This is a genomic window from Streptomyces sp. TG1A-8, from assembly GCF_030499535.1.
In the GTDB taxonomy this organism is placed as follows: Bacteria; Actinomycetota; Actinomycetes; order Streptomycetales; family Streptomycetaceae; genus Streptomyces.
This window is the reverse complement of the sequence record NZ_JASTLB010000004.1, coordinates 406,838-420,623: the sequence shown is the minus strand read 5'-3', so window position 1 is coordinate 420,623 and position 13,786 is coordinate 406,838. Positions and strand designations below refer to the sequence as shown.

General features: G+C 68.6%; 12 protein-coding genes. 4 read left to right on the top strand and 8 right to left on the bottom strand.

Features of this window, described 5'->3' with window-relative positions; all coding sequences use genetic code 11:
* The first annotated feature begins 620 nt into the window (after positions 1 to 620).
* The gene (locus QQY24_RS34140; RefSeq protein ID WP_301976792.1) at positions 621 to 2,564 is read left to right on the top strand and encodes a hypothetical protein; all 1,944 of its coding nucleotides are present in this window, start codon (positions 621 to 623) and stop codon (positions 2,562 to 2,564) included.
* Positions 2,565 to 2,631: 67 nt separating this feature from the next.
* Here the strand turns inward: QQY24_RS34140 and QQY24_RS34135 are convergent, their stop codons facing one another.
* From QQY24_RS34135 to QQY24_RS34120, 4 genes are all read right to left on the bottom strand, one after another.
* The gene (locus tag QQY24_RS34135) at positions 2,632 to 3,549 is read right to left on the bottom strand and encodes an SMI1/KNR4 family protein (protein WP_301976790.1); all 918 of its coding nucleotides are present in this window, start codon (positions 3,547 to 3,549) and stop codon (positions 2,632 to 2,634) included.
* Positions 3,550 to 3,850: 301 nt separating this feature from the next.
* Complete coding sequence (locus QQY24_RS34130) at positions 3,851 to 4,339, bottom strand: Tn3 family transposase (protein ID WP_301976789.1); 489 nt, start codon at positions 4,337 to 4,339, stop codon at positions 3,851 to 3,853.
* Positions 4,340 to 4,656: 317 nt separating this feature from the next.
* Positions 4,657 to 5,043 (bottom strand): DUF6415 family natural product biosynthesis protein, encoded by a 387-nt coding sequence (locus tag QQY24_RS34125; protein ID WP_301976788.1) that lies wholly within the window; start codon positions 5,041 to 5,043, stop codon positions 4,657 to 4,659.
* On the bottom strand, positions 5,040 to 5,492 hold the full coding sequence (locus QQY24_RS34120) for a hypothetical protein (RefSeq protein WP_301976787.1): 453 nt from the start codon (positions 5,490 to 5,492) through the stop codon (positions 5,040 to 5,042). Before QQY24_RS34120 ends, QQY24_RS34125 begins: the two co-directional genes overlap by 4 nt.
* Before the next feature lie 170 nt (positions 5,493 to 5,662).
* Between QQY24_RS34120 and QQY24_RS34115 the strand changes: the two genes are divergently transcribed.
* Both QQY24_RS34115 and QQY24_RS34110 read left to right on the top strand, forming a co-directional pair.
* On the top strand, positions 5,663 to 6,892 hold the full coding sequence (locus QQY24_RS34115) for a twin-arginine translocation signal domain-containing protein (protein ID WP_301976786.1): 1,230 nt from the start codon (positions 5,663 to 5,665) through the stop codon (positions 6,890 to 6,892).
* 11 nt (positions 6,893 to 6,903) lie between these two features.
* Positions 6,904 to 7,455, top strand: a complete 552-nt coding sequence (locus QQY24_RS34110; protein WP_301976784.1) for a GNAT family N-acetyltransferase — start codon at positions 6,904 to 6,906, stop codon at positions 7,453 to 7,455.
* Positions 7,456 to 7,464: 9 nt separating this feature from the next.
* Here the strand turns inward: QQY24_RS34110 and QQY24_RS34105 are convergent.
* A protein-coding gene (locus QQY24_RS34105) for an IS5 family transposase (protein ID WP_301976879.1) occupies positions 7,465 to 8,281 on the bottom strand; the annotation gives its coding sequence in 2 pieces (ribosomal slippage) (positions 7,465 to 7,933 and positions 7,932 to 8,281; 819 coding nt in all).
* Between the two features lie 91 nt (positions 8,282 to 8,372).
* Between QQY24_RS34105 and QQY24_RS34100 the strand changes: the two genes are divergently transcribed.
* Positions 8,373 to 9,629, top strand: a complete 1,257-nt coding sequence (locus QQY24_RS34100; RefSeq protein ID WP_301970644.1) for an IS701 family transposase — start codon at positions 8,373 to 8,375, stop codon at positions 9,627 to 9,629.
* Positions 9,630 to 9,733: 104 nt separating this feature from the next.
* On the opposite strand, the gene QQY24_RS34095 is transcribed toward QQY24_RS34100, so the two are convergent.
* The 3 genes from QQY24_RS34095 to QQY24_RS34085 all read right to left on the bottom strand — a co-directional run bounded on the left by QQY24_RS34095 (position 9,734) and on the right by QQY24_RS34085 (position 13,351).
* A protein-coding gene (locus QQY24_RS34095; protein WP_301976102.1) for an IS5 family transposase occupies positions 9,734 to 10,539 on the bottom strand; the annotation gives its coding sequence in 2 pieces (ribosomal slippage) (positions 9,734 to 10,194 and positions 10,194 to 10,539; 807 coding nt in all).
* Positions 10,540 to 10,692: 153 nt separating this feature from the next.
* Positions 10,693 to 11,949 (bottom strand): IS701 family transposase, encoded by a 1,257-nt coding sequence (locus QQY24_RS34090; RefSeq protein WP_301970644.1) that lies wholly within the window; start codon positions 11,947 to 11,949, stop codon positions 10,693 to 10,695.
* 145 nt (positions 11,950 to 12,094) lie between these two features.
* On the bottom strand, positions 12,095 to 13,351 hold the full coding sequence (locus tag QQY24_RS34085; protein WP_301970740.1) for an IS701 family transposase: 1,257 nt from the start codon (positions 13,349 to 13,351) through the stop codon (positions 12,095 to 12,097).
* Between the last annotated feature and the right edge of the window lie 435 nt (positions 13,352 to 13,786).

Genomic DNA, 13,786 nt, shown 5'->3' with positions numbered 1-13,786 from the left:
CGGTTGTTCCTCAACCCCCAGCTCTGGCCCTTGCTCGCGGGCGGGGTGGATCACCACGGGGCGGACGACGGTGTCGCCGCCATCTGTTCCAGCTCCGCAACGAGGAGCCGCGCGTCGACGTCGGCGTCATGCGGGTCGCCGAGCGCTGGTTGGGGTAGCGCCGCGCTTGACCGACCACAGCCCGCGCCAAACCGCGTCCCACGCCATCGCGCCCTCCCACCGGACGCGGGCCAGCTACTGTCCGCCGCCGGGTCGCCGAGGCCCGAAGGAATTAACCAACAAGGTCAGATTGCTGCGGGGCCCTACGGCTGCTTCCGGGGTGCCGCCGTGACAGTCCATCCGAGGATGGCGGCGGGGCCGACCGTACGAGCGTCGCGCGCTCAGGATGGCGATCTTTCCTCTGTCCTACGGGAGTTGCGCGTGATGGGGTTGCGTCGAACGTTCGTGCCATTAGTGGAGGATCGTTGAGACGCACACGTATAACGGCGGCGCTGCGCTGCATGGCAGCTGGCGCCGTCCTTGCTGTTCTGGCCGGGGCGGGAACGGCTTCCGCCGCCGGTTCACCGAAGGGGCCTGGTCCGCTGGCCGCGCCGCCGAAGGTCCACGGACCGGAAGCGGAGATGTCCATCACGGCAGGGTCGCGTCCGGTGTCGGGAAGTAACCCGTCCGCCGGCCCGAAGTTCACCAAGTCCGGTGACACATGGCGGGTCGTCGCCCCCGAGGTCGTGCTGCGCAACACCGTCACCGACGCCGACGGGGAGAAGTCGACCCTGACATTCGAAGTGTGGACGGCCAACGCCGACGGCACGCCGGGCACCAAGGTCAAGCTGACCGACGCCAACTCGTACGGGGTGCTGGTGTCCCCGTATGTGGCGTCCGGCAGCACGGCGTCGGTCAAGGTCGACTACGGCCGGCTGAAGCCGCGCACCACCTACCTGGTGCACACCAACGCCTACGACGGCAGCCTGTACGAAAACACCTGGTCCCCATGGGCGAAGTTCCGCATCGAGCCCTACGTGACGTTCCCCGTCGCACAGTCCACCTCGGGAATCGACTCGACCGCACAGACCACGGTGGAGTTCACCCGCACCGACCCGGACGGCTCCGCCACCGCGACGTCCACGGCCACGGAACAGCCGTCGCCGACGCTGGCGGACTTCGACAAGGACGACTGCTCCAAGCAGGACAAGGCTGACCGCACGGTGTGCTTCCGCATGGTCAAACGGGACAAGGCCAAGTCCGTGCAGGCTCCGCCGAAGTCCGGAAAGACCCGGGAGACCAAGCAGACGTTCACCGCCAAGTCGGCCGAGTCGGCGGGGATCATGTCGACGCCGGGCGGTAACGATGCGGTCGACCTGGTCGACTGGTGCACCAACGCCGCCGAGGGCCTGGACTACATGAACCGCACCGAAGCCTGCCTGAAAACTCTGGGCGAGGGCGAGCTGTGGTTCTTCGACTCCGACCCGCAGAAGCCGGCCATCGGCAGGGGCACGTTCCTGTTCGAGCAGCGGATGAAGACCTACCGCAACAAGACCGAATCCGGCAGCGACTTCGCCGAGTTCGACCAGCAGCTCGTGATCGCCCCCACCTACATCAACCCCGCACTGGAAGGCGTCACGATGCGGTGGGACATCGACTCGTCGTGCTCGGCGTGCGACGTGGCGCCGATCCAGTGGACCGACGACGGCGCCAACCCCGTCAACGGCGCGCACTGGGACTACGACCCGCTCCAGGACTACCGCAGCATGTGGGGCACCGTGGTGACCCGCTGGCTCGGCACCGGCAAGGAGCAGATCGATCTGGACTGGTCGATCACCGCGACCGTCGATGCCAGCAACTCCGTCGACGCGACGGCAGACTTCGGCACCAGCGGTGTCGCCTCCGTGCGGGAACTCGCCCCGCGGTGCGACGACATCACCCGCGGCGCGGTCACCCCAGGCTGCGTGCTGCCGTTCTTCAAGCCGACGTTCACCCTGGACACCAACCTCTACCCGGCGGCGGGTGGCTACTACTGGCTGATGCAGGAGCGGATGCCCGACCATGCCGGCTCCAAGAAATGGGACAGTCTGGTGCACTACCTGGGTCCGGACACCACGGTGAAGAACCCGTCCACGGGGGCGCCCTGGTCCTCGGACGACAGCCGCAAGGTGGTGTGCCCCAGCACGTGGACCAAGCACCCTGCGGACAGCATCGTCGGCACCACCGACTGCGACGAGTACGCGCCCGCGTCCACGCACGAGTCCGGCGGGTTCCCTGGCGGGGTCAACCAGGTCACCAGCGGCAACCAGTGCGCCCAGTTGTACACCGACTGGGTGTTCAACGGGGTCGGTGACGGGTCGACGTCGTTCGGTCTTCTCGCGGACACCCGCGTCGCGACCAACGGCCCGACAGGTACGGAGCGCTGCGGCCGGGCGGCGATCGACTCGGCGCAGAACCAGGGCGCATTCCACAAGCTCCAACCGTCGGTCTGGCGGCTGACCGACGGGGACGGATTCTTCATCGACACCCCGGGGTTCAACCACTGCTCGGGCGTGGCAGTGACCTGCACCTGGCGCAAGGTGTAAGCACCACCTGACCCCAGGAAGCACGAAGGGGCGGACAGGCAACTGCCTGTCCGCCCCTTCTCTCGCGTCAGCCAGTGAACGGCCGCCACAGGGCGGCCTCGTCCGCCGCGACCGGCGGACCCCACACCAGCCTTTCCCCGATCAGACCGGGGCGGTATCCGGTGGCCAGCTGCGGATTCTCCAGCTTGTCGGCGATCTCCTCCAGCAGCATCGTCAGCGACTTGTCCTCGACGGTGCGCACGGCCGTGTCGTCCCAGTGCCCAACCTCGCCCGTCTCCGCGTCGACGAACAGGCCGTAGCTGGTGTCGGTCACCGACCACGAGCAGAACGGGATCCAGGACGGCTTCCACATCCACGACTCCGCATCGTCGTGGTCCTGCTGCCAGCGCGATTGCCGCCGGTAGACCGCACAAACCGAGTCCAACGGCATCAACGCCCACCCGTGATCGGGGAAGAAGCCGGCATCCGGGATGTCCTGGTTGCCCGCGCACAGCAGCCACAGCGCCCGCAGTTCCACCGGCACACGCACGCCCAGCTGCTGCACCAGGGCGTCGATGTCCTGCTCGGCCGCGGCGGGCAGCAGCGCCTCGTGCGAGGCCGGCGCGTTCTGCTCAAGCCATGAGGTAATTCGCTGCCACGCCCCGGTCACCTGCCGTACGGCGATCTGCTCCAGGCGCGGATCGGGGGCCTGGCCGTCGTCGGTATCGCTGGTGGCGGGGAGCGGTCCGGTGGCTTCGACGTCACGGATCTGGAGCTGCCCCTCCGCCATCAGGGGCGGGCCGTAGGCGTAGCGCACGGTCAGGGGCGGGCAGTCATCGAAGGTGTCGCCGTCGATCGTCGCAGCGTACAGGCCGAGCCTGCCGGTGCGCTTGCCCAGACGGGGGTCGTCGGCCAGCTGCCGAGCGAGGACCTTGACCGCGTATGGGACACCGTCTCCGAGGTGGGCACAGAGGTCGCGTATGTGGTCGGGTATGTCCACGGTCACGGTCAAGGTTCCGTTTCCCCCTCTGGGTCGTTGGATGCTGTCTGCCAGGATGCCAGCCGTAGGGCCGCCCCCGCAGTGATCTGCGGGGGCGGCCCTACGGCTGGTTCTGGGGTGCCTCATTGCGGTCAGTTGAGGACGGGGGTGCGGTCGACGTGGAGGATTTTGCAGGTGACCGAACGTTCGAACAGGGGCCCTGACGTGGTTCGGCCGAACCACGTTGCTCGGGCATGACAAGTCGTACTTGCCGAACTTGCCTGCACCCTTGATCAGCCACCTGAGCAGCGGAAAGAGGTGCCACCCCCTAGATGACGATGGCGGCAAGGGCGAGGTGGGAGTTCATGTCCAGCTCGAACCGGCCGTAAGGGTTCACGTGGGTCCAGAACAGCGGGGACAGAGCCCGCCGGTCGGCGTCGGTAAGCCGCTTCTGCCACTTCTCCTCACTCAGGATGTCCTGGAGGAGCAGGGTGTTGACGTGCACCAACGCCGACTGGAGCAGGTGCAGGGCGAGCATGGAGACCTCCTGGCTCTCCTTGTCGGAGCCGGTCAGGTCGCCGTCCTTGCCGTAGAACAGGTCGTGGTTGGCGGAGTTCCAGTTCTCCACGACCTGGAGCCCGTCATTGATCTCGCGCCGCAGGTCCGCGTCGGCGAGGTAGTCGCAGATGAACGCCGTACGCACCGCACGCCCAAGTTCCTCGATCGCCCGGTACGTCGGGTGCTTCGGGCCGCCGCGGGTGAAACGCCGCAGGACCTGCTCAGCCTCCGCGGCGCTCGATGAGCCCAGAAGATCCAAAACTCTGACAAGCAGACCCCAGACCCGCTACAGAGAGCTACTTGTCACTTCGTGGCAGCTTCGGGAGAACAGGGCCGAGAAGGTACGCCCGTGGAACCTATGAGACCGTCCTACGCGCGCGCGTGCGGGCTGGTCTCGCCGTTCCGAACCGGGCATATCGACGGGTTCTTGCGCTACTTGCGCAGGTCCACGCGCGGGCGCGCGTGCGTACGAGAGGGGCCCCGGTGGTGCAGAGCCGCCTTAGCTCTTCTGCACCACCGGGGCCCGGGAAGGCCCGCGCTCACGGGGGAAGCGACGGGCCGAGGCCGTGGAGAGGATCAGCCCGGGACGGGCCGGGGCGTGTTCAGCCGGTCGAGCCGGGCGTACAGGTCGCGCACGATGCGGGCCCGGCCCTGCACGCACCGCAGGGTCGGCTCCAGCGGTGTCTCCAGCCGTGTCCGCGCCGACCGCAGGACGTCCTCCGCGAACAGGCGCCGCCCGTCGTGCTCCGGGAGTTGTCCGGCCAGCTGCTCGACGTCGCGCGCGACGAGTCGGGCGTGCCCGGTCAGCTGCAGCGCGATCTGCGAGCAGTCCGCCGGCGCGAGCCCGGCCGGGTCGGTCACCGCGAGCACGGCCCGCACGAGGAGTTGGTGCGGCTCTCGGTCCAGGGGCAGTTCGGCGTCCAGGACGACGTCGGGATCGTTCAGCACCTGGTGCCCGCTCACGAGGCGACCGCGCCGACGTCGACCAGGCGCAGCAGCGCGGTCGCCAGCTTCCCGGAGTCGACGAGCCGCGACGCCCGGGGAGGGCTGACCCAGTGCGCCGCGATGGTGCCGGCACCGGAGACCGGGACGAGGACCTGCGAGCCCGCCGACAGCACGCGGACGCCCGGGACATCCCGGCAGACGTGCCCGGTGCCCGGGTCGACCATCACGTACAGCCGGTTAGTCAGGTAGTCCGCCAGCACCGGGTAGCCCCGCTGCAGCCCCAGGCCGAGCGCGTCGAGCGCGTCCAGGCCCCGCTGCAGCTCGACCGCGACCGCGTCCCACTCCCGGCCGCAGTGCGCCCAATCCGTACGGCAGTCCGCGCGGCGCCACCGTTCCCGCACCCGCCCGTCGGGATCGGCTTTCGAGGACCAGGTGACACGGCGTCGGCCGCTGGAGGAGTTCGGCACGGGAGGCTCCCTGATCGGTTCGTCTCGGTACTCCCAGACAACCGCCACACATCCGGGTGGGATCAGGCCGGATTGCGGGCACTTCCCGTCGAGAGACCGGACAGTTTTGCCAACGCGCGGGGTGCCGCCGCACTACCGTCTCGCGCACGCACAGCACCCCGGGGGCCCCGATGGACAGACAGCGCAACGCAATCCTCGAAGCGCTGCTCGACGAGTACGACTTCACCCACCAGGGCCTCGCCGACGAGGTGAACCGGGTGGCCGAGGACATCTTCGGCAGGCCCGGCGATTGCGGCGACCGGCATGTCCGGCGGTGGATCTCAGGGGAAGTCCGCTGGCCGTGGACTCGGTACCTTCTGCCACTGGAACGGATCTTCGATCGTCCGGCCCAGGCACTGGGGTTCGTGCCGCGTGGCAAGGCCAGCGCCAACCTTCCCCGTCCGCCGCGGCCGGCACAGCAGGAGGAGGAGCCCGCCGTGCACCGCCGCAGGTTCATCACCGCGTCCGCCGCCACCACCGTCGCCGCCGTGCTGGGCATCGACCAGACCCCCACCAGCGGGCGCCTGTCGATGAGTGACGTCGACCGTGTCCACGAGCGCATCGGCCGCATGGACGCCCACTTCTTCTCCATCGGCGGGGGCCCGCTGATCTCCGTGTCCACCGGCTACATCGCCCGGCTGCGCGAGGCCCTCGACGGCTGCAGCTACGGCGACCGCGTCGAGCGCGCCCTGCACGGCGCGATCAGCAGCCTGTACGCGTCCGCCGGTTGGGCGTGCCACGACAGCGGCGACGCCGAGCAGGCCACCCTGCTCCACACCGCCTCCCTGCAGAGCGCCCTGCTCGCCGCCGATCCCTCCGCCACTGCCCGCGCGTGGTCCAACCTCGCCATGCAGGCCCGGCTGGAGGGACGCCACCGCGAGGCCGTCCAGATCACCCGGGCCGCCCTCGACAACCGCCGCGCCCGCCAGGACCCGCACATCGCCACGCTGCTGCACGCCCGCCTCGCCATCGGCCAGGCCCGCACCGCCGACCGCACCGGGGCCGCCCGTTCCCTGCTCGCCGCCGAGAAGGCGTACGACCGGGTCGACACCGCGGCGCCGGCGCCGACGTGGCTGTCGTTCCTCAACCCGGCCGAGCTGTCCGGGCTGGGCGCCATCGCCCACCAGGCGCTGGGCCACTACGACCGCGCCGAGGCCGCCACCGTTCAGGCCCTCGACCTGCTCCCGGAGCGGATGCGCCGCAATCGGGCGTACTACTCCGTGCAGCTGGCCGAGCTGCAGCTGGCCCAGGGCGAGCGCGAGCAGGCCGCGGCCACCGTCTCCGGCATCGACGCGTCCTCCCTCGACAGCCGCCGCATCACCGACCGGCTGGCCGCTGTCCGCCGGACCCTCACCGACTAGGAGCCCCGCCCGTGACCTCGCTCGCCATACGGCACTACGACCACCACCAGGCCGCCGAGATCCGCCAGCTGCTGCTCGACGTCTACGCCGAGGTGTACGCCGAGGCCGCCAAGACCGACCCGTTCGCCACCGTCGAGCGGTTCGCCCAGGGCCTGGACGGCTGGAGCCGCCGGGACGGCTGGACGTGCGTGGTCGGCTACGACCAGGACCAGCCCGTCGGCTACGCCTACGGCGCCCCGCTCCCGGCCGGCGCACCGTGGTGGGGCGGACTGCTCACCGAGGTGCCCGCCGACGTCGTCGAGGAGACTGGCACCCGCACCTACGCGCTCAGCGAGCTGATGGTGCGCGTCCCGTGGCGCAAGACTGGCACCGCCCGCCAGCTGCACGACGCGCTACTCGAGGACCGGCCCGAGGAGCGTGCCACGCTCCTGGTCGACCAGGACCACCCCAAAGTCCACGCCCTGTACCAGTCGTGGGGCTGGCAGACGCTGGGGGACCTGCGTCCCCGCATCCCCGACGCGCCGCTCTTCCACGCCATGCTGCTCGACCTCCCGCAGCGCTAAGACCGTGTCCTATGTGGTGGGCTTGAGGAGTCGCTTGTAGCAGCAGAGGACTGCGGCAAGCCCCAGAAAGGCCAGGTAGTTGCGGGGATTGCGTTCGTAGCGGTGGTTGAGCCGACGGTAGCCGGTCAGCCAGGACATGGTCCGTTCGATCACCCAACGACGCCGGCCCAGCCGTTCGCTGGACTCGATGCCCTTGCGGGCGATGCGGACGCCGATGCGCTTGCCGCGTACCCATTTCCGCAGCTCAGGGACGTCGTATGCCTTGTCGGCATGCAGGCGCTGGGGCTTGAAGTACCGGCCGTTGTGCGGGTCGTGTCTCGTTAGGTGACCGAGCACCATGGGCTTCAGGGCCTGGCTGTCGTGGACGTTGGCCGCGGAGACGCCGACGAGAAGGGGCAGTCCCTTCGCGTCCGACAGGATGTGCATCTTGGAACCCGGCTTGCCCCGGTCCACGGGACTCGGACCTGTGTGTTCGCCCCTTTTTAGCCCTCACGTGGGCGGAGTCGAGGACGACACGGGAAAGATCGAGGAGGTCCGTGTCGTCGAGCCGGCGCAGGATCTCCTCATGGAGCCGGCCCCACACACCGGCCCGCGACCAGATCACGAAACGGCGATGCGCAGTGGACTTCGATATACCGAAGCACGGTGGCAGTGCCCGCCAGGCGCAGCCGCTGACCAGCACATAGATGATCGCGGCAAACAGCGTCTCATCAGGCGTGTCCTGCGTCCCGCCACCCTGCGGCCGCACCTTTGACGGCGGGATCAGCGGCCTCGCGATCTCCCACAGCCCGTCCGGAACAATCCAACTCCACGTACCCCGCCCCATACGCAGCTCAACGAGCCACCACCACATAGGACACGGTCTAATACTCCAGCAGCGGTTCGTGTCCTGAGCTGGTGGTTGTCGTTGTCCTGGTATGGAGGGGATGAGTGAAGCCGCTTGCTGGGCCGGCGAGTTGGAGTTGGTGTTCGCTCGGGTGGCGGGCAGGTTCACTCGGGCGGATCTGCGGTGGCGGATGCGGGACTACGTCCGTGGTCTGCTGGGGCGGGCGACACGCAAGAACGGCTGGCAGCTTGCGGAATGGGCAGGTCACCGCACTCCGGACGGCTTTCAGCGGCTGCTGAACAGCAGTGTCTGGGACGCGGACGCCCTGCGTGACGACGTCCGTGCCTACGTCGCCGAACGGCTCGGACCGGGCGGTGTGCTGATCATCGACGACACGGGATTCATCAAGAAGGGCACCACCTCAGCCGGGGTCAGTCGGCAGTACACCGGCACCTCAGGAAAGATCGACAACTGTCAGATCGGCGTGTTCGCCGCCTACGCCACCAGCTCAGGCCGGGCCTTGGTGGACCGGGAGCTCTACCTGCCCAAAGCCTGGACGTCCGACCGTGACCGCTGCCGGGCGGCCAAGATCCCCGACGGGCGAGGCTTTGCGACCAAGGGGGAACTGGCCCGGGACATCGTCCGCCGCTGCCTGGCCGCCGGCCTGCCGGCGTCGTGGGTGACCGCGGATGAGGCCTACGGGCAGGACTGGCACTTCCGCCGCCTGCTCGAGCAGACGGGCGTCGGCTACGTGGTGGCGGTGCCCAAGTCCCAGCAGATCAAGTCCCTGGCCGGCATCTGGCGCATCGACCATCTCATCGATGAAGCACCCGATGATGCCTGGCAGCGGCTGTCCTGCGGCGATGGGGCGAAGGGCCCGCGGATCTACGACTGGGCCGGGGCCAAGTTGCCCGCCAACATCATCTTCGATCCGGATCCGCCGACCCATCACCGGTGGGTGATGGCCCGCCGCAGCCTGTCCGACCCCGAAGATGTGGCCTACTACCTGGCCTACGCACCCGTGGGTGTCGAGATCGCCGAGCTGGTCCGCATCGCCGGCTCCCGCTGGGCGATCGAGGAGTGCTTCCAGGCCGCGAAGAACGAGTGCGGCCTGGACGAGTACGAAGTCCGCCGCTATGTCGGCTGGTATCGGCACATCACCCTGGCCATGCTCGCCCACGCCGTCTTGGCCGCACTCGCAGCACAAGCCCAGGCCGGCGGGGAGGCAAAGGGGGCTGCAGAAACGGATCAGCCACCGTCCCGCTCACCGTGGCAGAGATCCGGCGGCTCCTGGACACTCTCCTGCCCCACCCACGAGCCGACCGCGATCCCATCACCCACGCACTGAACTGGTCCGCCTGGAGAAGACACCGCCAGGCCATCGCCCGCCGCTGCCACTACCGAAAACGCACCTCAGGCCACGAACCGCTGCTGGAGTACTAAGAGCTTGTCTCACGTGGCGATCTTTGCGAGTTTCTTGTAGCAGGTCAGGACCGCTGCGAGCCCGAGGAAGGCCAGGAAGTGGCTGCCTTTGCGCTCGTAGCGGACGGTCAGGCGGCGGTAGCCGAAGAGCCAGGAGATCGTCCGTTCGATCTTCCAGCGGTGCCGGCCGAGACGCTCGCCGGACTCGATGCCGGGTCGGGCGATGCGCGGGACGATGCCCCGTTCACGCAGCCACCTCAGCCTCTCGGCGGAGTGGTACGCCTTGTCCGCGCGAAGCCTGCCGGGCCTGCGTCTGCGAGGGCCGCGCCGGGAACGGACGGCGGGGATGCCCAGCACCAGCGGCAGGAGTGCCTGGCTGTCATGGACGTTCGCCCCCGAGACGCCAAGGGCGAGAGGGAGGCCCTGGGCGTCGGACAGGACGTGGAGCTTGCTGCCCTTCTTGCCCCGGTCGACCGGATTGCGCCCGGTCAGCGATCCCCCTTTTTCGCCCGGACGGAGGCGGCGTCCACGATCACCGAGGTCCAGTCCACCTCGCCGCGGGCGCCGAGTTCGTCCAGGACGGCCTGGTGCAGCCGCCGCCACAGCCCGTCCTTGGTCCATGCGGAGAACCGGCGGTGGGCGGTGGCCGGTGAGACGCCGAACGTCTCCGGCAGGTGCCGCCAGGCGCAGCCGCTGGTCAGCACGTACACCACGGCCGTGAACACCGCTCGCTCATCCACCGGGGCCGTGCCTCCGCCTTGCGGACGGGAAGCGAACGAAGGCAGCAACGGTGCCACGAGCGACCAGAGTTCGTCAGGAACCAACCGCTGCGACAAACCAACACCCATGGCACGGCATCATGCCGCATCAACCTCACACCACGTGAGACACCCTCTAATACTCCAGCAGCGGTTCGTGGCCTGAGGTGCGTTTTCGGTAGTGGCAGCGGCGGGCGATGGCCTGGCGGTGTCTTCTCCAGGCGGACCAGTTCAGTGCGTGGGTGATGGGATCGCGGTCGGCTCGTGGGTGGGGCAGGAGAGTGTCCAGGAGCCGCCGGATCTCTGCCACGGTGAGCGGGACGGTGGCTGATCCGTTTCTGCAGCCCCCTTTGCCTCCCCGCCGGCCTGGGCTTGTGCTGCGAGTGCGGCCAAGACGGCGTGGGCGAGCATGGCCAGGGTGATGTGCCGATACCAGCCGACATAGCGGCGGACTTCGTACTCGTCCAGGCCGCACTCGTTCTTCGCGGCCTGGAAGCACTCCTCGATCGCCCAGCGGGAGCCGGCGATGCGGACCAGCTCGGCGATCTCGACACCCACGGGTGCGTAGGCCAGGTAGTAGGCCACATCTTCGGGGTCGGACAGGCTGCGGCGGGCCATCACCCACCGGTGATGGGTCGGCGGATCCGGATCGAAGATGATGTTGGCGGGCAACTTGGCCCCGGCCCAGTCGTAGATCCGCGGGCCCTTCGCCCCATCGCCGCAGGACAGCCGCTGCCAGGCATCATCGGGTGCTTCATCGATGAGATGGTCGATGCGCCAGATGCCGGCCAGGGACTTGATCTGCTGGGACTTGGGCACCGCCACCACGTAGCCGACGCCCGTCTGCTCGAGCAGGCGGCGGAAGTGCCAGTCCTGCCCGTAGGCCTCATCCGCGGTCACCCACGACGCCGGCAGGCCGGCGGCCAGGCAGCGGCGGACGATGTCCCGGGCCAGTTCCCCCTTGGTCGCAAAGCCTCGCCCGTCGGGGATCTTGGCCGCCCGGCAGCGGTCACGGTCGGACGTCCAGGCTTTGGGCAGGTAGAGCTCCCGGTCCACCAAGGCCCGGCCTGAGCTGGTGGCGTAGGCGGCGAACACGCCGATCTGACAGTTGTCGATCTTTCCTGAGGTGCCGGTGTACTGCCGACTGACCCCGGCTGAGGTGGTGCCCTTCTTGATGAATCCCGTGTCGTCGATGATCAGCACACCGCCCGGTCCGAGCCGTTCGGCGACGTAGGCACGGACGTCGTCACGCAGGGCGTCCGCGTCCCAGACACTGCTGTTCAGCAGCCGCTGAAAGCCGTCCGGAGTGCGGTGACCTGCCCATTCCGCAAGCTGCCAGCCGTTCTTGCGTGTCGCCCGCCCCAGCAGACCACGGACGTAGTCCCGCATCCGCCACCGCAGATCCGCCCGAGTGAACCTGCCCGCCACCCGAGCGAACACCAACTCCAACTCGCCGGCCCAGCAAGCGGCTTCACTCATCCCCTCCATACCAGGACAACGACAACCACCAGCTCAGGACACGAACCGCTGCTGGAGTACTAATACTCCAGCAGCGGTTCGTGGCCTGAGGTGCGTTTTCGGTAGTGGCAGCGGCGGGCGATGGCCTGGCGGTGTCTTCTCCAGGCGGACCAGTTCAGTGCGTGGGTGATGGGATCGCGGTCGGCTCGTGGGTGGGGCAGGAGAGTGTCCAGGAGCCGCCGGATCTCTGCCACGGTGAGCGGGACGGTGGCTGATCCGTTTCTGCAGCCCCCTTTGCCTCCCCGCCGGCCTGGGCTTGTGCTGCGAGTGCGGCCAAGACGGCGTGGGCGAGCATGGCCAGGGTGATGTGCCGATACCAGCCGACATAGCGGCGGACTTCGTACTCGTCCAGGCCGCACTCGTTCTTCGCGGCCTGGAAGCACTCCTCGATCGCCCAGCGGGAGCCGGCGATGCGGACCAGCTCGGCGATCTCGACACCCACGGGTGCGTAGGCCAGGTAGTAGGCCACATCTTCGGGGTCGGACAGGCTGCGGCGGGCCATCACCCACCGGTGATGGGTCGGCGGATCCGGATCGAAGATGATGTTGGCGGGCAACTTGGCCCCGGCCCAGTCGTAGATCCGCGGGCCCTTCGCCCCATCGCCGCAGGACAGCCGCTGCCAGGCATCATCGGGTGCTTCATCGATGAGATGGTCGATGCGCCAGATGCCGGCCAGGGACTTGATCTGCTGGGACTTGGGCACCGCCACCACGTAGCCGACGCCCGTCTGCTCGAGCAGGCGGCGGAAGTGCCAGTCCTGCCCGTAGGCCTCATCCGCGGTCACCCACGACGCCGGCAGGCCGGCGGCCAGGCAGCGGCGGACGATGTCCCGGGCCAGTTCCCCCTTGGTCGCAAAGCCTCGCCCGTCGGGGATCTTGGCCGCCCGGCAGCGGTCACGGTCGGACGTCCAGGCTTTGGGCAGGTAGAGCTCCCGGTCCACCAAGGCCCGGCCTGAGCTGGTGGCGTAGGCGCCGAACACGCCGATCTGACAGTTGTCGATCTTTCCTGAGGTGCCGGTGTACTGCCGACTGACCCCGGCTGAGGTGGTGCCCTTCTTGATGAATCCCGTGTCGTCGATGATCAGCACACCGCCCGGTCCGAGCCGTTCGGCGACGTAGGCACGGACGTCGTCACGCAGGGCGTCCGCGTCCCAGACACTGCTGTTCAGCAGCCGCTGAAAGCCGTCCGGAGTGCGGTGACCTGCCCATTCCGCAAGCTGCCAGCCGTTCTTGCGTGTCGCCCGCCCCAGCAGACCACGGACGTAGTCCCGCATCCGCCACCGCAGATCCGCCCGAGTGAACCTGCCCGCCACCCGAGCGAACACCAACTCCAACTCGCCGGCCCAGCAAGCGGCTTCACTCATCCCCTCCATACCAGGACAACGACAACCACCAGCTCAGGACACGAACCGCTGCTGGAGTACTAAGCGAACCCGGCCGCGAGCGGGGGTGTCACAAAATCCAGCGGACGACGTTCCCCTCACTGTGAGGACGCCACCGACATGCCCGTCGGGCCGCAGGCCCGGACAGCCGTCTCCCGGGAGATGGGACGCCCAGCGGGAGACACCCCGCCTGCCTTCCCGCCGGGGGGACACCACCTGACGTGCGAAAACTGGTGTCCCCTTTCCTGTAACGATTCCGAAGGCCGATACGTCTACGGAATTGAGAGGACGTCACAGAGCAGCGGAGGAGGGGACGTCGAGTGACCGGATCGGGTGAAGTCGCGGCGCGGCCAAAGGCCAGTCCAACAGGTCCCGTTGTTCGCGTGCTTCACGCTGCAATGGGCCCGTTTTGCCTGAATGCCCGTC

Excerpts from the sequence above, each read along its gene's own strand:
- QQY24_RS34085 (WP_301970740.1), bottom strand. The coding sequence starts at position 13,351 with ATGGAGGGGATGAGTGAAGCCGCTTGCTGGGCCGGCGAGTTGGAGTTG.
- QQY24_RS34140 (WP_301976792.1), top strand. The coding sequence starts at position 621 with ATGTCCATCACGGCAGGGTCGCGTCCGGTGTCGGGAAGTAACCCGTCC.
- QQY24_RS34100 (WP_301970644.1), top strand. The coding sequence starts at position 8,373 with ATGGAGGGGATGAGTGAAGCCGCTTGCTGGGCCGGCGAGTTGGAGTTG.
- QQY24_RS34090 (WP_301970644.1), bottom strand. The coding sequence starts at position 11,949 with ATGGAGGGGATGAGTGAAGCCGCTTGCTGGGCCGGCGAGTTGGAGTTG.
- QQY24_RS34115 (WP_301976786.1), top strand. The coding sequence starts at position 5,663 with ATGGACAGACAGCGCAACGCAATCCTCGAAGCGCTGCTCGACGAGTAC.